A 23,468-nucleotide genomic window follows, 5' to 3' on the forward strand; every position below is an offset into this window, starting at 1 on the left:
GCCAATGAAAGTCTTGTTCATGTGTACCGCCAACAGCTGCCGGAGCATTTTGTCCGAAGCGATGTTCAACCACCTGGCGCCAGAAGGGTTTCAGGCGGTCAGCTCCGGCAGCTTCCCCAAGGGTCAGGTGCTGCCCCGCAGCCTGAGCACCTTGCAGGCGGCGGGCATCCGCACCGAGGGCCTGTACAGCAAGGGCAACGACGCCTTTGAAGGCAGCCCGCCGGATGTGGTGATCACGGTGTGCGACAAGGCTGCCGGTGAGTCCTGCCCCGTGTATTTCGGCCCGGCGCTGAAGGCGCATTGGGGGTTGGAAGATCCTTCGGATGTCGACGGCGACGAGGCAAGCATCCAAGCCGCCTTCGACGCCACGTTGCGGACCATCGCCACGCGCTGCCGGGCGTTTTTCGCCCTGCCCTTTGCCGATCTCGACCCTGGCGAACTGAAAGCAGAACTCGAGCGCATTGCGCTGTTGCAGGCGGAGCAAGCATGACCACCCTGCCCAACCTGGACGCGTCGTTGATCACTTCACACCCTGTCGAACCGAGTCAGCCCCCGCGCATTCTGCTGCTCTATGGATCGACCCGCGAACGGTCGTTCAGCCGCCTGCTGGTGGAAGAGTCCGCGCGCCTCTTGCAACACTTCGGCGCGCAAACGCGCATCTTTAACCCGAGCGGTTTGCCATTACCCGATGCTGCTCCGCGTGAGCATCCCAAAGTGCAGGAACTGTTGGAGCTGATGCAATGGTCGGAAGGCCAGGTCTGGTGCTCCCCTGAACGACACGGTTCGATGTCGGCGGTGTTCAAGGCACAAATCGACTGGGTGCCACTGTCCTTGGGCGCGGTCCGCCCGACCCAGGGCAAGACCCTGGCGGTGATGCAAGTGTGCGGTGGTTCCCAGTCGTTCAACACGGTCAACCAACTGCGCGTACTCGGCCGATGGATGCGTATGTTCACCATCCCCAATCAATCCTCGGTGCCCAAGGCGTTCATGGAGTTCGATGATCAGGACCGCATGAAACCCTCCGCACTCTATGATCGCGTTGTCGACGTGATGGAAGAACTGGTGAAGTTCACCGTACTGCTGCGTGATCGCCCGGACTTGGTCGACCGCTACTCGGAGCGCAAGGAAAGCGCGGATGAACTGTCGCAACGGGTCAATCAACGGTCGATCTGAGCCCTGCTGACGGCGTATGCTCACGTCCATCCCGTGACTGAGCCGACCCCATGAGCACCCTGCAACACACCTGGCTGGGCAACTACGAAATCAACAGCGTCCATTGCACCGGCCTGACCTTTGCCCGCCACAGCCATGACGAATGCGTGATCGGCGTGAACCTTGTAGGCGAGGAAAAAGTGTGGCTGGACCGCCAGGAGTTCGAGGCCGGGCCAGGGTCCATCACCCTGTATAACCCAGGGCAGATTCAGGGCGGCGGTGCGGCGGACGGAGCGCCGTGGCAGTTTGTCAGCCTCTACGTCAGCGCGAACCAATTGGCCTGCGACCTGGGGCTGGCGCATGTAGAGTTCGATCGATCGCTGTGTTTTCAGCCGGATGTCGCACGGCGCCTGGCGGTTGTGGCGAAGGGTGCCTTAAGCGGCGACGCGCTGGTCCGTGAGTTGAACGAAGACGCCTTGGTTGTATTGCTGGGCGAAGTGGTCAGCCTCAGCGGCGTGCGCGTGCCCGCCAGCGCGGCAGCCGGTAAAAGCCTGATCGGTCGCGCCCAGGAGTTGCTTGCCGAACAACTGCATCAATCGCTGCCCCTGGACCACCTCGGCGAGGAGCTGGGGTTGTCCAAGTTCCACCTGCTGCGCACCTTTCAAAAAGAGACCGGGCTCAGCCCTCGTCAGTGGGCCATGCAATTGCGCACGCGCCGCGCCAAAGGCCTATTGCGCAATGGGATGGCGGCCGGCGAGGTCGCCCATCAGCTCGGTTTTGCCGACCAAAGCCACCTCAACCGGCATTTTCGCGCGGCCTATGGCATCACGCCCGGCCGATATCAAAGTGTGGCGAAACGCTAAACAGCACAATCTGGTCCAAGACAACCTCTGCGTGCGCCAGCACACTGCCTGCCATCATTGGATGGAGCACAGGCATGCTGGCGATCTTCTTCTACGCACTGGTATTCGGTTTTGTGTTTTGCCTCTCCCCCGGCGCTGTGCTGGCGGAGACCCTGCGCCGTGGCTTGCTGCACGGTTTTACTCCCGCGCTGCTGGTGCAGGTCGGTTCGCTGGTCGGCGATGCGGTGTGGGCCGTGATCGGCCTGACCGGCATCGCGCTGCTGATCCAACATGACGCCGTGCGCGTGCCGCTGACCCTCGTCTGCGCGCTGTACCTCGCCTGGCTCGGCGTGCGCAGCCTGCGCGACGCCTGGCGCTTGCCCGAAGCCGACAGCGCACCGGCCGGCTCCGGTCAGAATGCGCTGGCCGTGGGCGCGGCCATTTCGCTGGCCAACCCGAAAAACATTGTGTACTGGGGTGCGCTGGGCAGTGCTCTATCGGGCATCGTCGGGGCCACGCCCAGCCATGCGCAGACGCTGATGTTTTTCGCCGGTTTCATGCTGGCTTCGGTGTTGTCGTGTTTTCTGACTGCCGCACTGGTGAATCTGTTGCGCAAGAACGCCTCGCCGACCTGGCAGCGCATCAGTTATGGAGCGTGCGGTGTGGTCTTGATCTATCTCGCCGTTCTCGCCGCGCAAGGTATATGAAGTTATATATGCCCGACAACTTGCGAGTGTGTTCTATCTGAATAGACTCTGAACACTTTGCCATTTGATTAATCATGCGTTGACATTCTGTAACGGGCTAAGTAGATTGCCCCTGCCCGCAACTGGGGCCTTTTTTAAACCTCACAAAAGAAGCCAATGGACACAGTATCTAGTCGCTGTCCGAGCACCGCGTTGGCGGGCATCGGGCGCCAAATCCAGAATATGACAGGACTCGCCTCCCCGGTCCGGTAAGCTGCGCTAGAGCTTGTGCTCCATCGTAACTGCCTCGCCGGTCGCCCGTCCGGTCCCGAGGTGTTGTTATGACCTTCCAAACCTTTGTTGTAAATGATCCACGAATGCTGGCCGCCGCCCTGCGCGCCAAGCTGTGCCGCGCGCCCGCAGGCTTTTCTGCTGCCCGCCCGGCCTTTGCCGCACCCTCCCCTCAAGTGCGTCCGGCCCATCCGCTGGCGCATTGGCGTGTCTGCCCAACGACCGGCCGACTGCAACAGCATTGGGCTCAAACCGACCCTCAGGACCCACAGAGGCGTATCGTTTCCAGCCTGGCTGAAGCACGCCGGATGCTCGATCTATCCCTGAGCACTCGCGCCGCATACATCGACTGAAACTGCAACTTCCCGACTAATACCCTGGAGTTCTTTATGAACCTGTCCAGTAGTAGCCCGCTGCGCGAGTAGTAACTAACGCGCTATTAGCGGGCCCCTTGAAAGTTATTCAACACCTTATTTGAACCGATCGCGAAGTCCGCGGCTCGGCATGCTTTCGCTCGCCTGTCATCAGGTCAGTACCGGGTATGTTTTGTCGAGAATTGGCGACAGGAGTACACACCATGAGCGCCGTAAAAAAACCACCACAGCACAAGAAAAACCGCACCGACGCCGACACCCGCCTGTCGATGCGTGCCGCCCGCGAGGCCCACAACGGTCTGTCGGCCACCCTGGCCAATGTGCGGGCCACCCAGGATGGCCTGACCGAGATGGACGCCGCCGCGCGCCTGCAACGGCAAGGCCATAACGAAGTGGCCCATGACAAGCCGCCTCACGCCATCGTCCAGTTCCTGCAGGCACTGAACAATCCGTTTATCTACGTGCTGCTGACGCTGGGCGCGATCAGCTTCGTCACTGATTACTGGCTGCCGTTACAGGCCGGTGAAGAAGTCGACCTGACCAAAGTCATCATCATCATGACCATGGTTCTGCTCAGCAGCCTGCTGCGATTCTGGCAGGAGCACCGCTCGGCCAAGTCCGCCGAAGCGCTCAAAGCCATGGTGCGTACCACCGCCACCGTGTTACGCCGCGAACAAGTCGGCGGCCAACCGACACTGCGCGAAGTGCCGATGCGTGAACTGGTGGCTGGCGATATCGTGCAGCTATCGGCCGGCGATATGATCCCGGCCGACATCCGCCTGATCGAATCCCGCGACCTGTTTATCAGCCAGGCAGTGCTGACCGGCGAAGCCTTACCGGTGGAGAAATACGACACGCTGGGGGACGTAACGCAAAAATCCGCCAGCCCCCTTGCCGCCGACCAGGGTAACTTGCTGGACCTGCCGAACATCTGCTTCATGGGCACCAATGTGGTCAGCGGCCGGGCGAAAGCCGTGGTGGTGGCCACCGGACCGCGCACCTACTTCGGCTCTCTGGCCAAAGCGATTGTCGGCTCCCGGGCGCAGACCGCGTTTGATCGCGGCGTGAACAGCGTCAGTTGGCTACTGATCCGCTTCATGCTGGTGATGGTGCCGATCGTGTTCTTCCTCAACGGTTTCTCCAAGGGGGACTGGGGCGATGCCTTCCTGTTTGCCCTGGCGGTCGCCGTGGGCCTGACCCCGGAAATGCTGCCGATGATTGTCAGCGCCAACCTGGCCAAGGGCGCCACCGCCATGGCCAAGTGCAAAGTGGTGGTCAAGCGCCTCAACGCGATCCAGAACTTCGGTTCGATGGATGTGCTGTGTACCGACAAGACCGGCACCCTGACCCAGGACAAGATCATCCTTGAGCACCACGTCAACGCCTTTGGCCAGCGTGATGATGCGGTGCTGTCCCTGGCCTGGCTCAACAGCTATCACCAGAGCGGCATGAAGAACCTGATGGACCAGGCCGTGGTGCAATTCTCGGCACAGAACCCCAAGTTCCAGGTGCCGTTTGCCTACAGCAAGATCGATGAATTGCCGTTCGACTTTGTACGCCGTCGCCTGTCGATTGTGGTCAAGGACGCCGCCGACGACCACCTGCTGGTGTGCAAAGGCGCCGTGGAAGAGATGCTGAGCATTTCCACGCATGTGCTCGAAGCCGGCGCCGCCGTGCCGCTGGATCAGCGGCGTCGCCAGGAGTTACTGGCGATTGCCAATGACTACAACGAGGACGGCTTCCGCGTGCTGGTGGTCGCCACCCGCAACATCCCGAACGCCGTGGCGCGCCGGCAGTACACCACCGCCGATGAGCGCAACCTGGTGATCCAGGGGTTCCTGACCTTCCTCGATCCACCGAAGGAAACCGCAGGCCCGGCGATTGCGGCGCTGCAACAGATCGGCGTCGCGGTGAAAGTGCTGACCGGCGACAACGCCGTGGTCACCAGCAAGATCTGCCGCCAGGTCGGCCTTGACCCAGGCCAGCCACTGCTCGGTGTGGACATCGAAACAATGGACGACACAACCCTGCTGCGCCGCGTGGAAGAACGCACGGTGTTCGCCAAGCTGACACCGCTGCAAAAGTCGCGGGTGCTCAAGGCCCTGCAAGCCAACGGCCACACCGTCGGTTTCCTCGGTGACGGCATCAACGATGCACCGGCGCTGCGCGATGCCGACGTGGGTATCTCGGTGGACAGCGGCACCGACATTGCCAAGGAATCGGCCGACATTATCCTGCTGGAAAAGAGCCTGATGGTGCTGGAGGAAGGTGTGCTCAAGGGCCGCGAAACCTTCGGCAATATCATGAAGTACCTGAACATGACCGCCAGCTCCAACTTCGGCAACGTGTTCTCGGTGCTGGTGGCCAGTGCGTTTATTCCGTTCATGCCGATGCTGGCGATCCACCTGCTGCTGCAGAACCTGATGTACGACATCTCCCAACTGGCCTTGCCGTGGGACAAGATGGACAAGGAATACCTGGCCAAGCCGCGCAAGTGGGACGCGAAGAACATCGGCCGCTTCATGCTGTGGATCGGGCCAACCTCATCGATCTTCGACATCACCACCTTCGCACTGATGTGGTACGTGTTCGCCGCCAACAGCGTAGAGATGCAGACGCTGTTCCAATCCGGCTGGTTCATCGAGGGGCTGCTCTCGCAAACCCTGGTGGTGCATATGCTGCGCACCCGCAAGATCCCGTTCTTCCAGAGCACCGCCGCATGGCCCGTATTGCTGATGACCTGCGTGGTAATCGCCCTGGGGATCTACGTGCCGTTTTCACCGCTCGGCGCCCTGGTGGGCTTGCAACCGCTACCGCTGGCGTACTTCCCGTGGCTGGTGGGTACCTTGCTCAGCTACTGCTGTGTGGCCCAACTGATGAAGACGATCTACATCCGCCGCTTCAAGCAGTGGTACTGATCACTCCCTCCGTTTAAATGGTGGCGGCCGCCCGGCGGCCACCGTGTACTACAAGGATTTCAACGATGCGCGTGCTGATCTGTGCAGGTCGTCATTACGCCGACACGAAAATGTCCCGCCAAGTGCTGGACGCCTACCACCGCCTGCGCCCGGTGCAGGTATTGATCCACGGCGGCAACCAATTCCTAGGCAGCGACATCGAGGAATGGGCGCGGGAAATCGGTATCGATGTGGTGCGTTACCCGCCCAATTGGCAGCGCCACGGCAAGCAGGCGGAGCGCCAGCGCAACGAATTCATGCTGTCCGACAGCCGACCCAATGTGGTCATCGCCCTGCCAGGCGGTGACGACACATCCGAGCTGGTCTGCCAGGCCAAAGCCAGCGGCATTTCGGTGCTGACCGTAGAAAGCTGAATTCAAGCGAGGTACGCCATGTACAAGAAACACCGCCAACACTCGGACAGGGTTGCCCGCTATCGCGGCGCTCGCCATACCCTCTTGTTGCTACCGCCCGCCAAACGGCGCGCGCTGCGGCGTAACCTGATGTTTATCGGGCTGACGCTCAGCGTCATCCTCGTCATCAGCCTATTGTCGAAGGCCTTCGCAGCGGGGGGCGCCTACGTGGTCGACGACGGCGCAATCAATGCGCCGGGCGAATGCAACGTCGACGCCTGGTACAGCGCCGAGCGACACAACAGCAGTGCGCACAACGAGACGATGTCGCCTGCCTGCACCTTCAACGCCCTGCCTGCAATACAGTGGGGCGCGACACTGTCACGGGCCAACCGCGAGACTCAAGTAAGCCCGCAAGTGAAGGCACAGATGATGTCACGCCAGGACTTGGGCCTGGAGATGGCCGTATCCGTCGGTGCCCACGTTGCCCTCGACCGGCGGCACGCGTTTGACGGCGCGGATTTCAACGTACCGTTGACGTGGCAACCGCTGGAGCCGCTGCGACTGAACCTGAATGCCGGATGGACCCATGCGTATGACAACGGCGAGCAAAACCATCGCCTCACATGGGGCACCGGCGTCGAATACCAGGTGGCGCATTCATTGACACTGATAGTCGAGCGCTACGGCCAGAAAGGCAGTGAGCAGGCCTGGCAAGCGGGCCCGCGATTCCACATTGGGCCGTTGGTCGACGTAGACGTGGTGGTCGGGCGCAGCCTGGTGGCTGAGCGCACGCAATGGTTGAGCACCGGCGCTACGCTGCGTTTCTAAGGATTCCCCCTTCGCATCGGTGGCGCCTGCGGCGCCGCCCCTACCGGAACCCGATGACCACCGGGCGGACACGTCTTATGATGGCGCCATCGCACCGCCAGAGAGCACGCATGTGAACCGTCTCGAACAGATTGCCCTGATGGCGACCTACAACCAGTGGATGAACCGCAAAGTCTATGACGCGGCGGCCAAGCTGACGGACGCCGAATTACGAATGGATCGCCGTGCGTTTTTCGGTTCGATCCTCGGCACGCTGAACCACCTGACACTGGGTGACACCGTGTGGCTCAAGCGCTTTGCCCAGCATCCCGCCGGCCATTCGGCGCTGGCACCGTTAAGCGCCATTGCCACCCCCACCGACCTCAAGCACCTGGCCTTCGCCAACCTGCGCGAGTTGGCCACGCACCGCGCCTGGCTGGATCGACTGATCATCGACTGGGCGCAGAGCCTGCGCGATCCCGACCTCGACCTGCGCCTGCAATACCGCAACATGCGCGGCGTCGCGGCGGACAAGCCGTTTTTCAGCTTGCTGATGCATTTTTTCAATCATCAGACCCATCACCGGGGCCAGGTGACAACGCTGCTGACCCAGGCGGGACACGATGTGGGCGATACCGACCTGCTCGCGCTGATCGACTGAACTCAGCGGGCGCTGAACTCGGCGTAGGCCTGCAACAAACGCGGAAAATCCTCCGGTGCGGGCAATTGTGCAAAGCGCTCGACTGCCGGCGTCGTGGCCCAGGGCAATTTCTCGCAGGTCCAGGTTTCCATGAAAGGCAGGTAATCCTTGGCGTTATCCAACAACGTCGCACGCACATTGACGAACTCATCTATGCCATGGGGGCGGGTAAACAGCCAGCTCATGCAATGCGGGCAAAAGTAATGGCGGTCCACGCCATGCATACCGCCGACCACGGGGCAACCCTGGGTCACGGTGAACGCACTGGCGGGAATCAGCGCACTGAGGGAGAACGCGCTGGCGGTCATCTTCTGACAACCGGTGCAATGACAGGCCATGGTGATCACCGGGGCCTGGCTCACACTGAAGCGCACTCGGTTACAACGGCAACTGCCTTCATGGGGCAGGTTTTCGACGCTCATCACTCACTCCTTTTTATGATTAGGCTCGAGCCAGGGTAACGTCGCGCCCAGGGGTTGAACAGGGCTGCAGGGCACAAACCGAACGCTGCGACCGGCGTGGGGTCGTAATTGAAGGTGTCGGGATTAATCGCAGCCCGCGCTCCCCGCGTGCATTGTGGGTCTACCGATGCGCGCCCCCCCCCAAGAAGGAGACGCTTACATGGTCATTCACTTCAAGGTCGCCGGGCACTTAGCCTGCGGCCATCACGGCGGCAACCTCCCCTCCAGCACTGAGCTGAACCGCGTCAAATGCCGTACCTGCCGCAACACCGAAGCCTACAAGGAAGCGCGACGCACCCAACGCAACGCCGCACGCCGTGCTTCGCGCAAAGCCAGGACCCACACCTCCAGCGACTGGCGCAGCGCTTGGGCACAACGCCTGACCGACCTGCCCGGGTTGCAACGCCTGCCACGCGGCTTCAGTGGCCAGCCTTTCGTATAGGCCAAGATGCAGAAGCCCCGGTCGCGCCGGGGCTTTGTTCTGCTGGACCAAGTGCGAGTGTCCTACACTCAGACACCAGCCTGCTTACTACTGAGCATCCACTCTGAAGTGCAGAGACAGCGTATCGGCGTACCTGTCATTTTTGAGGCCTGTTCCCCAGCCCTCGGAATCTTCGGTTTCTCCCCGGCTACCTATGTAGACCACTGATCTATCGAGCTTTTTCATCCCCCTCTTTGTACAACAAAGGCACCTTCGACCTTGCGCCCAAGCGCCCGGATCTATATATTCCCAACCCTGCTGCACCGCGCTACCGCCCGAATGGCGAAACTGGTAGACGCATGGGACTTAAAATCCCCCGCTCGTAAGGGCGTGCCGGTTCGATTCCGGCTTCGGGCACCATAGATATCAAGGGCTTGCATGATGAACTTCATGCAGGCCCTTATTGTTTTTGCTCCGCAATTTCATTGCTCCGGCGTCCTGCCGATCGAATACAAGCCATCGAAAACGTTTCAACTGCCCAGCCCATGAGCCAGGTGTTTATCAATCAACCCGGCAACTTCTAATGGGTGGGTAAAGCCCAGGTCATGACCAGCGCCGGAGAGCACGTGTATTTCGGCATTCAGAAGGAGCTGGTTAAGCCGCTGGCCAACACCGAGTGGACTAATCGGGTCCGAATCCCCCCAGATAAGCAATACAGGCATGTGCATCTCATCCAGCCGCTGTGTCAGATCGGTACGATCGTCGAGAAACCAACGCGGTAATTTTGCCTGCCACTACGCTTTCGATACTCTTTAGCGTTAGCGGAGACCACTCAATACCCTCCCCCAAATACTCCCTCGCCCGAGTCAACAGATAACCAGGCCCAGCGCCGGATATATTGTTTCTGCCAGCAGCCGTATTTCTTATTCAACATTGTTTGCAAGAAATTCGCCCGCCTTACGAACAAGCTTCCGCCATTCATCCTCGTTGATGAGACCGGCGTTCTTCATGCGGTCGGCCCCACTAAGCAACTTGAAATATTTGTCCTCAACGTCCTGTTCGTTTACAACCTGGTATAGAAGGTCCCTCCAGGCTTTTACAGCTGAACGACGCATTGCAGATCACCTGATCATGTCGGAGGAATGGAACCTGAGGTCTCAAAAAACGTTCAACGACGTCACGTTCGACCAGCGCACACGTGGCATTATGCCATCACCCATTCGAATTAGAGATCATTCAGAGGCGCGACGTCACTCGTTTAGAAAATTTTCATCTCGGGTGCGCCACCGGTCGTGATCTACAGAGGCTGCGCTGATGGAGTTGGCGCTGCTCGTCGAATGCCAAGGCCATACGGATACCGGCCAAAACGTCCGAGGCGCCCTTGAGGTGATCGGGGAGAACGCCGGTGGTCCGCTCTGAAGAACATCGACGCGGAACTCAGACCTGATGCCCTCGCTCAAAAGCGACGCTAACCAGTTTACCCCTGGGGTTTGTAGCGCAAGGCTTATAACTGGCCCACAAATACAGTACTCACACGTCAATGTTTAAGTACAGCAACATTAATTTTTGTGAATGTATTTGCGCATGACCGTTTGAGTCTTTGATATAGACCCCATGCCTCTGTGGCCGTCGACCTTTCCTTTATTCCAGTTGAGAAGCATCCCGCTTTGACTCACTAACTCTGTAGCCAACCTGAAATCTTAGTTACGCGAAACATTAGTATTTACATCATTCCAGGCAACCCTAAAATCGGCACTTACACACTTTTAGAATGCACGACTACTTGCTTTAATTGAGGCACACCCCTTACCCTTCACGCCCGATAAAAAACTCAGCTATTACTGAGTACTGACCTTGCTCGCAGCGCGAGACGAGTATCAATTTCAATTAGAGAAACAAATATGAATCATGAACAAATAGCTGAAGACTCTGAAGACGAGGGATATAGTCAAGCCGCCCGCGCATCGGCAGCCTCCCGATGCACATGGATGAGCGTCATCGTCAATATTGCGCTCTCACTTACACAAATTGCAGTAGGCGTGATGTCAAAATCCCAGGGGCTTGTAGCCGATGGTATTCACTCGCTATCAGACTTGATCGCTGATTTCGTAGTGCTATTCGCCAGCCACAAAAGCAAAGAGGATGCTGACGAAGGTCATCCTTATGGGCATCTGCGTTTCGAGACCGCCGCATCCATGGTATTGGGAATACTCTTGTTGATCGTGGGTGTCGGCATGATCGGATCTGCGGTGTTCAAGCTTCAAACCCCTGAGTCGATTCCAACGGTACACGTTGCTGCCTTGTGGGTTGCCATCGCGGCGCTGGTAGCCAAGGAGCTGTTGTTTCGCTTTATGCTGAGGGTCGCCAAAAAAGTTAAGTCTAGTTTGTTGGTTGCCAATGCCTGGCACGCAAGATCCGACGCGGCGTCCTCCTTGGTTGTCGGTATAGGCATCGTTGGTAATCTGGCCGGCTACCCGATTCTTGACCCCATTGCTGCGCTTGTTGTCGGAGGCATGATCGCCAAGATGGGTTGGACCTTCACTTGGGATTCATTACATGACCTGATGGACCGCTCTGCCGATGAGCAGGAAGTACAAACCATTCGCAACACGCTCCAAAACATACCTGGAGTTAAAGGTGTGCATGATCTACGAACTCGAAAAATGGGTGACATGATCATCGTCGATGCTCATATCGAAGTAGATGCTTCAATTACCGTTGCGCAAGGTCATGCTATTGCAGTTTCAGCAAGGGAAGAAGTGATGCGGATACATCGCGTTTTGAATCTTATGACGCACGTAGATCCCTGGCACCGACCTGACCTTGATCATTAACCCGGCGCGGCGCCTGTAACACGACGCGCCAAGATAGATAGTGCAAAAACAACGTGTAAACCATCACAAAATTATCACACATTTTTCACGTACAACTTGAGCACTAACGTGCCGAACCAAACTTAAGACTAGGAAACACTCTCAATTATTTTTATTCATGAGACGCTTAACTAAAGCGTCTAAACATTGAAACAATATGCCGATAGTATTAACTCAAACAACCGGCTCTTGAGGGGATTCACATGACATCGGCAATTACTGGTTCGACACACATCACACAACCGCAACCTGCAGCATTCAAACCCCAAGTCCGGCCAGCCGTGCAGGCAGACAGCGACGGCGATCATGACGGTAGCACTCCGGGCGAAGTCGAACAGACCAAAGCAACCTCAGGATCAATAGGCACGCGAGTCAACACGACGGCGTAACGCTCAGCAGAGATAGGAGGGGGAAACCAATCCCCTCTGCGTCTTTGAAGGATGTCCATTAGGCCCGTGCGCGGGCCGTTTAGTTGGCCACTGCTACGCTTTCTAGACCCTCAAATGGACCTAATGGCTGGACTAATCACGGGCCCCTCGCTGCTCATATTCGAGCAGATCGCCGCAATGACCGGCACAGTGACTCGCCATGAGTGCATCGAGCTTGCGATCGGGTCGTTTGCCCATAAAGCCTGTCATTTTTAAGGAACTGCAATACAGTTTTGAGACCAACATTCGACGTGACCGGGCCAACATAAGGCGCGCCTAACAGCGCCCGAAATACCAGGAACATCAAAACGAAATGTGCAGCAAAAACCCCAGAATCCAATGGCCTCGGCCTGAAATAAAGCGATACCTAGATAGCTACCAATAACAATAAGGAGATCATCATGCTGTGGCTTAAGCTATTTTTCGTCACGCCCTCTAAATTCCGCAGCTTCGTCAGAGTTGATCAAAACGGCGTCTGCTCAGAGCTCATTCGATGCCAACAATCGCCTGCGGACACATGGGTGGAAGTGGATGAGTTCTGCGTGAGTTGGCTCGGCAAGCCGTTACCTGGTCATGCCTGCAAAGTGAGTCTTGCGGGAGTGAGTCTGCTATCAAAAAGCTAGCCCTCTCCATTCGCACCGTAGAGATCAAGAGCTTGCCGGAGAATCTGATGCAGCCCTTATCTTTTCTGGACCACCATTTCTAACCTTGCTCCGCACCGCCCCAGCCACGGCATCCAGCCGACCAACCCCATGCTTTTCTCCCGGCACTAAACAACCGCAAGTTCGCGTTACCTGCCCGCAGAAGCAAAGCCCGAACGTCTTTGACAGGGATGCTTCCCTGGTGCCACGCAGCATTATTACCTTTTCGACAACAATGATTTCCAGGCTTTGGGATTTATCAAAATCGCCAACGGCATAAACTAGACCCAGCTTCCAAACAAAGCGACGAAGCGCCAATCCACAGGGTCCAAGCAAACCACCCTCCCGCGCCTCGTAGAGCCTTCGGCCATATGTACTCCGACTGAAGACGTAAATCGTTTGCATCGTTGGGACACTGAAAAAATGAAACTGTTTAAAATGTTGATTGCTGCTTCTTTTGTAATGCTGGGCAGCCAGATGGCGTTTGCCGATCAACCGGCCGTCGAGCAGTACAGCTACAGCTCGCACCTCGACATCGCCAAAGTGATTCACGTGGACTCTATCCCTGACAATGTCTGTGCGGTAGTGCCTGTCCAGATGACTTACCTGGACCACCAAGGCCATGAACACGTCATGCAATACAGCGTGATGGGTAACGGTTGTTCCAACAGCTGACCGAGTCCCAACAAAGCCTGCTTGATGGCAGGTTTGTTAAAACGCCCCACAGGGGCAAGCTGGGGGAAGTTCCCAGCATCATTTCCGCCCCCTGCATCGGTGATGCAGGCAGACCCCGCCTAGTGCGGGGTTTTTTGTGGCTCAACAAAACCAGATCACGCAAAGGAATGCCAAATAATGAAACGGCTCTGCTCGATGAAAAGGCCTGGAACACGTCCAGGCCTTTTCGCGTCGAGCAGCACTCGGTTGCTTGCTGTCAGTCTGATTGATCGGGTGTGACGTTGTCCTGGGGTTGAGCCAACGGATCCAAGGTACGCTCGCCCGTATCCTCCCGCGTTATGCCTCTATTTGACATGACCGTTTCCAGGTTCTTTACATGTATCGCTTTGTTCCACCGGACTGAGCTTACATCGTACCTAGCCGCCAGTGCTTTAACCTGTGCCAAACAAACTAAGGAAAGAGTCTCTTCACGGCTGCCGCCCTCCGCAATAATGGCAACTTTCCACGCATCAACCTCCATCATGTGTTTGGCCCTGATCCTTCTGACGTTTTTGTGGCCACGCTTTATGTAATGTATCTCGTAATCAGTCTGCATAAGCACTTGGCATTACCCTTTGATTATCACGCTTACGTTAAATACCGCTGTGAAAGCGGCAGTCAGCTTTTGAAGTGACAATCAAGCCAGTGGTCCAGCTCAGAGGAGGAATGGCGCTCGCGCGCAGGTACGTGAGCCAGGCTTTCCGAGACCCTGAGCCTATTTTCAGGGGTCGTGTCATAACCCCTGGTTATTAAGAAGATCTCAATATACTCGGATGTACTAATGACTTTGTTATCAGTCACGAGCACCGCTTTCACGCTGGATTTTTCGTGTAACTCGTTTGGATATGTATATTCCAATGGGATCACCTATTCTAAGAGGGAAACTATTTTCCCTACTTTTAATATGGTCCCGTTTTTGTAGGCTGACTTAAAAGTCAGCTATTTTATTTTTTAATGGCGTTACATTTATATGTCAAAAATGTAACGCTCTTTATATGGCCCTTAAACAATCAAAAAACAGCAAGCCCACGTGTCGACAGCCAGGTAGTACGATGTACCGAATCAACTTCGGTTTATTGAAACACTCCCCGGCATCCGGCACACTCCGGGGCTCTTGGAAAAAGGAATTTACCGATGCCATTCTCATTGGAAGAAAGAACTGCGTTGCTCGCACTCAAGGGCGTAGGCCCCACAGTGATTACCCGGCTTGAACAGATGGGCATCGAATCGCTGGACGCTCTCAGCCAATCACACGTGGGAGACATCCTGGCCCAGGCCTCTGCGGCATTAGGCTCGACATGCTGGAAGAACAGCCCTCAAGCCCGCGCAGCAATCACTGCGGCCGTGGCACTTGCGAGAAACGAGCGCGCACGCAACCCTCACGGGTAAGCGCGTTCACTCGCTTCCCGCAGGGGTTGCTTGTTGACTGCCTGGCGGATCTAGCGTGGTTTCATTGCAGACAGCACGATTGATTCGACGAGACGCCGAACGGCGACGAACTTGTGCTCGTTTGGCGTATTCCTCTCGTTGTAGAGCACCGGGCCGCTGTCACTCTCCCAGACATCGCCATCCTTCAGAATCCGAAACGCCCAGATTTCCGGCCAGGCGTCTCTTCCCTGCTCGTCCAGCGTGTGCTTGCGAAGCACCACACGACCAAAGGTGCCGCTGCCCTCATTGGCATAGAGCAGATTCGCTCTGACCAAACCGAAGTGGCCTTCAACCTGGAAGTAACCCTCTGGCGGAACGGAAAAGCTCACGCCAAAACGGCTGTGCGTAGACGCGAAGAGTTCAGAAAGACGTGCTCGCAACCCTTCGGTGTACTGCGCAACGTCCTCGATATCCTGGACGACATGACCGATACCGTTCAGCGACTCTTCAGCATATGCATCAAACAACATGGTCAGGTTCCTCTTATGGCTGGATTAGCGTCGTGCCGGGTTGCCCTCGACCCGCGTGGCAACCTGCACCGAACCAGTTTGACCTGTCGGTGGCGGTCATCACTTGATCTGCGCTAAAGCATCGGCGAACTGCTGACTACCCGCAACGCCAGCCCTTCATACGCGTCCAGCGTAATGGTGAATTCCCCTTCGGCCGTCAGGTCGCCTTCGACCCGTTCATTGATGATGTCCACCACCGGTCCCGGCGCGATATTGGGCAGGTGCAGGGTTTCGGTGAGCGGCGTGCTACCGAAGTTCAGCGCGGTGATTTGCGTGCCTTTGCCGGCCGGCAGTTCGTGGACCATGATCAGCAAGCCAGGATGTTCGACGTCCGGCACCAGGATTTGGCGACTGGCGGCGATGTCATAGGCACGGCGCACGGCGAGGATTTTCTGCAATTGCGAAGCAAACGAATCGGGGTCCTGCAATTGGCGATTGAGGCTGCCGTACAGGCTTTTCGAACGAGGCATCTGCCCAGCGGATAGCTCGGCCTGCGGGTTCAGGTCCACCAGGTCGTAGGCACCCCGGTGAATCCAGCGGGTATCGCCATCGGCCATCAGGTGCGCGACCTCATCCGCCGCTAACGGCAATGCACCGACCAGGTCCCAGCCGGACAAGGCGAACACGCCGGGCTGCATGGCGTTGTACATCACCAAGAGCAAATGGATCTGGCGAATCTGCTCGATATCAGCCGGCGTGATCGCCTCCAGGTCACGAATGCCGAGGGCTGCCGTGATGATGCTGGCGGTGGTGCAGGACACGCCATTGGTGACGAACTTGAGGTTATACGGTGCATGTTCGCCGGCCAGGCGCTCGTACATCTGCTCACGGATATGCTCGCGCAGGACGTTGCCGGGAAAGGTCTGCCCCTGGTAGAGGAAGCTGTCATGGGCATGTAGGGTCCAGAAATGCACGAGTTCCAGGGTCAGTTCATCATGGTTTTGCAAGGCATGGATCAGCGAGCCGGGGTCGATGCCGAGGGTGTGCATCTGGCGCAGCATCAAGCGCAGGAACTCGGTATCGCCCATCAGCAACGCATGCTGGTACGCCGGCCGGGTGATGAAGTCGTAGGAGAGATCAGCACCGCCGTGGGACATTGAGGCGATATCGTCCACGGTCAGGTTCAGTTCCTGGAAGCTGAAACCGCCGGCCTTGCGAATCGCGCCGCCGAGCAATTGATTACCGGTGATCGACAGCGGATGGCTTTCCGACCAGGCCGTGCCGTCGAGCTTGCGCTCGACACCGAGGAAACCGTTGGCGTCCAGGCGCAGGATCTTCGCGCCCATTACATCGATCGCGTGCAGCGCATCGCCAATGATCATTTGCTGCGCGGCAAAGGATGGATCGAGCCAGTTGAGCGACGGTTGGCCCTCCTTGAAGTAATGCAGGTAGACCCAGCGCCGCGGCTTGCCATCGACGCCGATGACCACGGGCGTGGTGCTCCAGTCGGTTTCCTTCACGCCAGGCTCGAAGAAAATCACCCGCTGCAACTGACCGACGATGTAGTGCTTATCGCGCAGCGCGTCCACCTGCAGCGGGCTGAGGTTCTGCGCATCGCGCCCGCCTGCGACCTCCGGCAGCAACGGCCAGTCTTCCTCGCGGATTTCCACCATATGGTAGAGCCCCGGATAGTCCTCGTAAGCCATCTCGGCCAGGCGGAAATCCGCGCCCTTGCCCGTGTGCGACGGGATCACATCGTCGATGATCACCGCGTTGTGGGCAGCCGCCATGCGCGTCAACGCCTGCAACTGCGCCTCGGTGCCCAACTGCGGGTCGATGTCGAAGCTGATGCGGTCGAAATTGCCATCGATGGTCGGCGTGTGTTCCGTCCCGGCCAGGCCGCCGGACTTTTTCAGCGGGCCGTTGTGAATGCCCTGGATACCGATCTTCGACAAGGCATGCCACAGGCTTTCATCGCCCAGCGCCTCCAGCACCGTGCCATTTTCACGCGTGACAATCGACGCCGGGTACGCGGTAAACCACACCGACGACAAGGCTGACGCATCGCGCGGCCGGGTGTGCGCATACGGCTGTTGCCACATGCGGCCTTGCCCCGAGTAGAGCTTGGCCCGTTGACGCGCCGCGTGCAGCATCGACTGTTGCACCAGCCAGTTCACATGATCGTTGTCCGCCGCCGTCATAAGCCCATTACCTGTCGTCGTGAAAAGGTTACTCGTAAGCATAGGAGCGGCGACCGGGGCTATTCGTTGCATCGCAATGCCGGCGACTAGCCCAACTGGCGGTACTGCCTGGGCGTAAACCCCGTCGACGCCTTGAACTGGCGGGTAAATGCACTGTGGTCGGTATAACCGCACTGCAGCGCCACGTCGGTGATCGGCAGGTCGCCGTGCAGCAAGCGGTGAGCCTGTTCCAGGCGCGCTTTCTGGATCATTTGTCGCGGCGTCAGGTGGAACACACGCTTGCAGTAACGCTCCAGTTGCGCCACGGAAATCCCGGCGATCCGTGTCAGTTCACCCACGGTCACGCGCCGATTGAAGTGCCTGCGAATGTGCTCGTCCACAGCGGCCAGGCGTTGGTAGGCCGGGTGGGTTTGGCTGGCTGACTGCAGGTCGACCGAGATCCCGGCCAGGCCGATGATCTGGTCGACATGGTTGTACAGCGGCCATTTATGGGTCAGGCACCAGCCCGGTTCGCGGCTGCCATACAGATGCAATTCGAGCTGATCCGCCAGGACAAACCCCTGCTGCAGCACCCGCCGATCCTGTTCGGTATAGCCCGGCCCCAGTTGCTCGGGGAACACCTCGGCGCTGGTTTTGCCCAGCAGCGGTTCTAGTTGCTTGAGCCCGCAACGTTGCACCAAGGTGCGGTTGGCGAGCACATAACGGGCGTCGAGATCCTTGATGAAGATCGCTGCATTGGGGATCACATCCAGCATCGGCAACAGTTGCATGACGCCGGCCAACAACTGCTCGATGCTCTGCGGGCGATTCGCCTCACTCCCTTGGCACAGGGCTGCAAACGCGCTCTGCAACATCACTTCGGCCCTCCACTTTGCGCCTCGACGTCCAGCAGATTGCCGCATGCACAGGACGCTGTCGAGCGTGGAAAACTGTGCTGAATTCGTCATCCGACACAGCGCAAAACATCAATCGCCAGCAACGCCGATGCGTTCACGATAGCGCCACTGCCTGCCTATCCCGTCACTCACAGGAAGGCGCCCGCTGCGCCCGGCTCAGCCCTGAATGGAGCGCGTCATGAAACGACTGCACGTCATCGACTCTCACACCGGCGGCGAACCCACGCGCCTGGTGATGGATGGATTCCCCGCGCTGACCGGCACCAGCATCGCCGCGCAACTCGACAGCCTGCGCACCCACCACGACCAGTGGCGCCGCGCCTGCCTGCTGGAACCACGGGGCAACGATGTGCTGGTGGGCGCGCTGTATTGCGCGCCGGTCACGCCAGGCGCCCTATGCGGCGTGATCTTCTTCAATAACGCGGGCTACCTCGGCATGTGCGGCCACGGCACGATCGGCCTGGTTGCTTCGCTGCACTATTTAGGGCGCATTGCGCCCGGCGTGCATACCATCGACACCCCGGTCGGCCCAGTGGCGGCCACGCTGCACGAGGACGGCGCCGTGACCCTGTGTAACGTGCCGGCCTACCGTTTTCGCCAACGGATAGCGGTGGACGTGCCGGGCCATGGCGTGGTCCATGGCGATATCGCCTGGGGCGGCAACTGGTTCTTCCTGGTCTGGGAACACGGCCAGGCGCTGCAGATGGACAACGTCGACGCCCTGACCGACTACACCTGGGCGATGCTCAAGGCCCTCGAAACCCAGGGCATCCGGGGGGAACACGGCGCCCTGATCGACCACATCGAGTTGTTTGCCGACGACGCCCACGCCGACAGCCGCAACTTTGTCATGTGCCCGGGCAAAGCCTACGACCGCTCGCCCTGCGGCACCGGCACCAGCGCCAAGCTCGCCTGCCTGGCCGCCGACAACAAACTCGCCCCGGGTGAAACCTGGGTACAAGCCAGCATCACCGGCAGCCAGTTCGAAGGTCGCTATGAATGGGACGGCGAACGCGTGCGCCCGTTCATCACCGGCCGCGCCTACATGACCGCCGACAGCACTCTGCTGATCGATGAGCAGGACCCTTTCGCCTGGGGCATCTGAGCCCCGCGCTATGTGACTAAGCATTCCAAGGAGTCAGTACCATGAGCGACAACATCTTCACCGGCTGCATCCCCGCGCTGATGACCCCGTGTACCGCCGCGCGCGAACCGGACTTCGACGCGCTGGTCGCCAAGGGCCGCGAATTGATCGATATCGGCATGAGTGCCGTGGTGTATTGCGGGTCGATGGGCGATTGGCCGTTGCTCACCGAAGCCCAGCGCCAGGAAGGCGTGGCGCGCCTGGCGGCCGCTGGCGTGCCGACCATCGTCGGCACCGGCGCGGTCAACAGCCGTGAAGCGCTGTCCCACGCGGCGCATGCGGCCAAGGTCGGCGCCCAGGGGTTGATGGTGATTCCCCGCGTGCTGTCGCGGGGGGCGTCGGCGACCGCGCAAAAGGCCCACTTCGCTGCGATCCTCAAGGCCGCGCCCAACCTGCCGGCGGTGATCTACAACAGCCCCTACTACGGCTTCGCCACCCGCGCCGAGCTGTTCTTCGAACTGCGCCGCGAACACCCGAACCTGATCGGCTTCAAGGAGTTCGGCGGCGCCGCCGACCTGCGCTACGCCGCCGAACACATCACCTCCCAGGACGAAAACGTGAGCCTGATGGTCGGCGTCGATACCCAGGTGGTCCACGGTTTCGTCAACTGCAACGCCACTGGCGCCATCACCGGTGTCGGCAACGCCCTGCCACGGGAGGTGCTGCAACTGGTGGCGCTGAGCAAGCAAGCCGCCAAGGGCGATGCCAAGGCGCGTCGCCAGGCACTGGAGCTGGAAGCCGCGCTGGCGGTGCTCTCGTCCTTCGACGAAGGCTGCGATCTGGTGCTGTATTACAAGTACCTGATGGTGCTCAACGGTGACCGCGGCTACGCCCTGCACTTCAACGAAACCGACCGGCTCAGCGAGGCCCAGCGTCGTTATGCCGAAAGCCAGTACACGCTGTTCCGCCAGTGGTACGCCAACTGGTCGGCTGAACAGAATGTCGCTTGAAACCCCAAGCGCCGACATCGCCGTGGTCGGCGCGGGCATCATCGGCGTCGCCTGCGCCTTGCAGTTGGCACGCCAAGGGCGCCAGGTCATCGTCATCGACCCACAGCCACCCGGCATGGGCGCCTCCTATGGCAACGCCGGCCACCTGGCGACCGAGCAAGTGTTCCCCATCGCCGACCTATCGATCCTCAAGCGCTTGCCCGCAATGCTGATGGACCCCATGGGCCCGCTGCACCTGGACTGGAAATACCTGCCCCGCGCCCTGCCCTGGTTTGCGCGTTTGCTGCTGAACCTGCGCCCGGCCAGCTACCGGCGCACAGTTGCCGGGATTCGCGCACTGAATGAAGCCAGCCTGGGCGCATGGCAGCGCTTGCTGCAAGGCATCGACCGCCCGGAGTTGCTGCGCGAAGACGGCTCGTTGCTGGTGTTCGAGCGGGCGGATTCGCGGGGCGCCATCGACGCGTTACGCCAGCGAATGGAGCAACAAGGCGTGCCCGTGGCGTTCTGGTCGAGTGAGGCCATACGCAACACCGCGCCGCAGCTGAGCGAGCACATCCAGGGCGGGCTGTTCTTTGCGGGCACCGGGCACTTTCTCGACCCGTACCGGGTGGTGTGCGAACTGGTGAACGCCGCCACAGCCAGTGGCGTGCAATTCCTCACCCGCAAGGTGCTCGACGGGCAGATCAACACCCAGGGCGTTACGTTGATCACCGATCAAGGCCCGCTGGCTGCACGCCAGGTGCTGATCGCCTGCGGTGCCCACTCGGCGAAACTCACCGCGGCCTTGACGGGTAAGCACGTCCCGCTGGACACCGAACGCGGCTACCACCTGATGCTGCCCCACGAACATCAGCGCCTGCCCTTCGCCGTCACCTCCCTGGAGCGCAAGTTCATCATGACGCCCATGACCGGCGGGCTACGCCTGGCCGGCACCGTGGAGTTCGCCGGTCTTGAGCGCCCGGCAAATATGCAACGCGCCTGGCAATTGCATCGCCTGAGCAAAGGGTTGTTCCGGCAAGACCTCAATGCGCAGGACGCCACGCCATGGATGGGGTTCCGGCCCTCGCTGCCGGACTCGCTGCCGATTATCGATCGGGTCGCAGATGGCAAGGTGCTGCTAGCGTTCGGGCATCAACATCTGGGGTTGACGCAGGCGGCGGTGACGGCAGACATCATCGCGCAACTGGCTTCAGAACGGCCGCTGCTGTCGGGTTTGCCGGAACTGGGGGGGTATCGGTTGGCGCGGTTCTAAGAGGCTCCGCGCCAAAAGTGCCGCGCTGAAAATCCAGAAAGTTCCTACAACCCTTGTAGGAGCGTGTTGCACAGAAGCTGCGCGATGCCTTAGCAACGCCGACGTGGCAAGGACTCCGCGCAGCCTCCCCCTCCTTCTCGCGCCGGGTTTTCACAGCCGAATTCGCCGCAGGTCTTGGCTTCATACACTGAATAAACATCACGTAACTATTCGCCCCCCCTGAGCCAAAACGTAATTGATACAACCCCAAGCGGCCTTCTTCTGCATGAGCCCGCAGCCATGAATAAACACATTTCCCCCCTGCCTACCTGGCAACACAGATCTCATCGATACGCTTCACTCGCGCTACTTGACCAACCTCTTTTCCTTCGACGGTCTGTAGCCAAAATACGCGCTATAACACTTGCTGAAATGACTCGGCGAAACAAACCCGCACGCCACCAGCACCTCCACCTGCGACAACTCGGTGTGTTGCAACAGCCGGCGCGCCTCGGTCACCCGCAGTTCCATGTAATAGCGCTGCGGCGTGGTGCCCAGTTGTTCCTTGAACAGCCGTTCGAGCTGACGGCGGGAGCGGCCGGCGTAGACGGCGAGCTGGTCGAGTTCCAGAGGCTCTTCGAGGTTGGCGTCCATCAGTTTCACCACCTCGCGTAACGGCGCGCTGACGCTGACGTTTTCCGTCGGTTTGATCCGCCGGTAGCGGGACTCCTCGAAGGCCAGGATATCCTCGATGCCTTCGACCAACGCCTTGTCGTGCAGGCCCTTGATCCAATCCAACGCCATGTGGAACGCCCCGGACGGGCTGGATGCGGTCAGGCGGTCGCGGTCGATGACATACGGCTCGCTGGTAACGTGGGCAGCCTTGGAGACTTCCGCCAGCGCCGGACGATGTTCGGGGTGGATGGCGCAGCGGTAGTCCTGCAACAGGCCGGCGCGACCTAAAAACCAGGCGCCGTTCCACAAGCCGGCAAGGCTGACGCCCTGCTCGGCGGCACAGCGCAGCAGGTGGATGAAGTCGTCGCTGGCCTTCAGCTCGGTGCGAAAGCCGCCGCAGATCACCAGCAATTCCAGCGTTTGCAATGCCGCCACGTCGAGGCGTGCATCGGGGCGGATCACCAGGCCCAGGTCGCTGATGACTTCGCCGTCACCCCAGCCAAACGTGCGCGATGCGAACAGCTCGGGACGCAGGAGATTGGCGGTGACCAGGGTGTCGAGGGTCTGGGTGAAGGCCGGCAGGGAGAAGTGTTCGAGCAGCAGGAAGCCGACGCGGGTGGCCGACGCCGGCTGGCCGGAAGGCTCATTGAGGTAGCGCAGGTTCTTGCCTTTCATGCCGCCGCTGAATTGACGTCTTTCCATCGAGGGTTGGCCCTCTCTTATTGTTGAGGCTGTGGGCGCCATCTTAGGGGGAAATGCAGCGGCTGTCTCAGGTGGCGCGCCATACCCTC

The 23,468-nt window shown here is 59.3% G+C and carries 22 protein-coding genes, 1 tRNA gene and 1 pseudogene; 17 read left to right on the top strand and 7 right to left on the bottom strand.

Going from position 1 to position 23,468, the window contains the following annotated elements:
* Positions 1-4: 4 nt before the first annotated feature.
* From U5A08_RS14985 to U5A08_RS15025, 9 genes are all read left to right on the top strand, one after another.
* A complete protein-coding gene (locus tag U5A08_RS14985; protein ID WP_321847262.1) occupies positions 5-490 on the top strand; it encodes an arsenate reductase ArsC in 486 nt (161 codons plus the stop codon).
* The gene (arsH, locus tag U5A08_RS14990; RefSeq protein ID WP_321847263.1) at positions 487-1,173 is read left to right on the top strand and encodes an arsenical resistance protein ArsH; all 687 of its coding nucleotides are present in this window, start codon (positions 487-489) and stop codon (positions 1,171-1,173) included. The genes U5A08_RS14985 and arsH overlap by 4 nt, the downstream gene beginning before the upstream one ends.
* Positions 1,174-1,223: 50 nt before the next feature.
* A complete protein-coding gene (locus tag U5A08_RS14995) occupies positions 1,224-2,015 on the top strand; it encodes an AraC family transcriptional regulator (protein WP_321847264.1) in 792 nt (263 codons plus the stop codon).
* A gap of 74 nt (positions 2,016-2,089) precedes the next feature.
* Positions 2,090-2,701, top strand: coding sequence for a LysE family transporter (locus U5A08_RS15000; protein ID WP_321847265.1), 612 nt, complete (start codon positions 2,090-2,092; stop codon positions 2,699-2,701).
* 320 nt (positions 2,702-3,021) lie between these two features.
* Positions 3,022-3,324, top strand: coding sequence for a hypothetical protein (locus tag U5A08_RS15005; protein ID WP_253396027.1), 303 nt, complete (start codon positions 3,022-3,024; stop codon positions 3,322-3,324).
* Positions 3,325-3,548: 224 nt separating this feature from the next.
* Complete coding sequence (mgtA, locus tag U5A08_RS15010) at positions 3,549-6,263, top strand: magnesium-translocating P-type ATPase (protein WP_321847266.1); 2,715 nt, start codon at positions 3,549-3,551, stop codon at positions 6,261-6,263.
* 65 nt (positions 6,264-6,328) lie between these two features.
* Positions 6,329-6,676 (top strand): DUF2493 domain-containing protein, encoded by a 348-nt coding sequence (locus U5A08_RS15015; protein WP_253396031.1) that lies wholly within the window; start codon positions 6,329-6,331, stop codon positions 6,674-6,676.
* An 18-nt stretch (positions 6,677-6,694) separates the two neighbouring features.
* Positions 6,695-7,486, top strand: a complete 792-nt coding sequence (locus tag U5A08_RS15020; protein ID WP_253396033.1) for a PA4824 family protein — start codon at positions 6,695-6,697, stop codon at positions 7,484-7,486.
* Positions 7,487-7,598: 112 nt separating this feature from the next.
* A complete protein-coding gene (locus U5A08_RS15025) occupies positions 7,599-8,126 on the top strand; it encodes a DinB family protein (protein ID WP_253396035.1) in 528 nt (175 codons plus the stop codon).
* A gap of 2 nt (positions 8,127-8,128) precedes the next feature.
* On the opposite strand, the gene U5A08_RS15030 is transcribed toward U5A08_RS15025, so the two are convergent.
* Positions 8,129-8,587: a GFA family protein gene (locus tag U5A08_RS15030; RefSeq protein ID WP_247400661.1), complete on the bottom strand. Its 459-nt coding sequence runs from the start codon at positions 8,585-8,587 to the stop codon at positions 8,129-8,131.
* 199 nt (positions 8,588-8,786) lie between these two features.
* Between U5A08_RS15030 and U5A08_RS15035 the strand changes: the two genes are divergently transcribed.
* A complete protein-coding gene (locus tag U5A08_RS15035; RefSeq protein WP_253396036.1) occupies positions 8,787-9,068 on the top strand; it encodes a hypothetical protein in 282 nt (93 codons plus the stop codon).
* A gap of 312 nt (positions 9,069-9,380) precedes the next feature.
* A tRNA-Leu gene (locus U5A08_RS15040) sits at positions 9,381-9,467 on the top strand.
* 110 nt (positions 9,468-9,577) lie between these two features.
* Here the strand turns inward: U5A08_RS15040 and U5A08_RS15045 are convergent.
* Positions 9,578-9,817 (bottom strand): annotated as a pseudogene (locus U5A08_RS15045) (alpha/beta fold hydrolase); the annotation flags it as partial.
* 153 nt (positions 9,818-9,970) lie between these two features.
* On the bottom strand, positions 9,971-10,162 hold the full coding sequence (locus tag U5A08_RS15050; protein ID WP_253396039.1) for a hypothetical protein: 192 nt from the start codon (positions 10,160-10,162) through the stop codon (positions 9,971-9,973).
* Between the two features lie 786 nt (positions 10,163-10,948).
* Here U5A08_RS15050 and U5A08_RS15055 point away from each other — a divergent pair.
* The 3 genes from U5A08_RS15055 to U5A08_RS15065 all read left to right on the top strand — a co-directional run bounded on the left by U5A08_RS15055 (position 10,949) and on the right by U5A08_RS15065 (position 15,092).
* Entirely contained in the window at positions 10,949-11,881 is a 933-nt protein-coding gene (locus U5A08_RS15055; RefSeq protein WP_253396041.1) for a cation diffusion facilitator family transporter, read from the top strand.
* Between the two features lie 1,546 nt (positions 11,882-13,427).
* Positions 13,428-13,664 (top strand): DUF2790 domain-containing protein, encoded by a 237-nt coding sequence (locus U5A08_RS15060; RefSeq protein WP_253400390.1) that lies wholly within the window; start codon positions 13,428-13,430, stop codon positions 13,662-13,664.
* A gap of 1,173 nt (positions 13,665-14,837) precedes the next feature.
* Positions 14,838-15,092 carry a helix-hairpin-helix domain-containing protein gene (locus U5A08_RS15065; protein WP_253396043.1) on the top strand — a complete coding sequence of 85 codons (255 nt, stop codon included), beginning with the start codon at positions 14,838-14,840 and terminating at the stop codon, positions 15,090-15,092.
* 50 nt (positions 15,093-15,142) lie between these two features.
* On the opposite strand, the gene U5A08_RS15070 is transcribed toward U5A08_RS15065, so the two are convergent.
* The 3 genes from U5A08_RS15070 to U5A08_RS15080 all read right to left on the bottom strand — a co-directional run bounded on the left by U5A08_RS15070 (position 15,143) and on the right by U5A08_RS15080 (position 18,635).
* A complete protein-coding gene (locus U5A08_RS15070) occupies positions 15,143-15,601 on the bottom strand; it encodes a hypothetical protein (protein WP_253396044.1) in 459 nt (152 codons plus the stop codon).
* Positions 15,602-15,714: 113 nt separating this feature from the next.
* Positions 15,715-17,781 (bottom strand): maltose alpha-D-glucosyltransferase, encoded by a 2,067-nt coding sequence (treS, locus tag U5A08_RS15075; RefSeq protein ID WP_321847267.1) that lies wholly within the window; start codon positions 17,779-17,781, stop codon positions 15,715-15,717.
* 86 nt (positions 17,782-17,867) lie between these two features.
* A complete protein-coding gene (locus U5A08_RS15080) occupies positions 17,868-18,635 on the bottom strand; it encodes an AraC family transcriptional regulator (RefSeq protein ID WP_321852228.1) in 768 nt (255 codons plus the stop codon).
* A gap of 220 nt (positions 18,636-18,855) precedes the next feature.
* Here U5A08_RS15080 and U5A08_RS15085 point away from each other — a divergent pair, with 220 nt between their 5' ends.
* Genes U5A08_RS15085 through U5A08_RS15095 form a run of 3 tightly spaced genes read left to right on the top strand, consistent with a single transcriptional unit; the run spans position 18,856 to position 22,023 of the window.
* Positions 18,856-19,782, top strand: a complete 927-nt coding sequence (locus U5A08_RS15085; RefSeq protein WP_321847268.1) for a 4-hydroxyproline epimerase — start codon at positions 18,856-18,858, stop codon at positions 19,780-19,782.
* Positions 19,783-19,823: 41 nt separating this feature from the next.
* Entirely contained in the window at positions 19,824-20,771 is a 948-nt protein-coding gene (locus U5A08_RS15090) for a dihydrodipicolinate synthase family protein (protein WP_321847269.1), read from the top strand.
* Positions 20,761-22,023, top strand: a complete 1,263-nt coding sequence (locus tag U5A08_RS15095) for an NAD(P)/FAD-dependent oxidoreductase (RefSeq protein ID WP_321847270.1) — start codon at positions 20,761-20,763, stop codon at positions 22,021-22,023. The genes U5A08_RS15090 and U5A08_RS15095 overlap by 11 nt, the downstream gene beginning before the upstream one ends.
* 345 nt (positions 22,024-22,368) lie before the next feature.
* Here U5A08_RS15095 and U5A08_RS15100 read toward each other — a convergent pair whose 3' ends face one another.
* Entirely contained in the window at positions 22,369-23,352 is a 984-nt protein-coding gene (locus U5A08_RS15100) for a GlxA family transcriptional regulator (protein ID WP_321852230.1), read from the bottom strand.
* Between the last annotated feature and the right edge of the window lie 116 nt (positions 23,353-23,468).

This window comes from Pseudomonas paraveronii, from assembly GCF_963681955.1.
GTDB lineage: Bacteria > Pseudomonadota > Gammaproteobacteria > Pseudomonadales > Pseudomonadaceae > Aquipseudomonas > Aquipseudomonas paraveronii.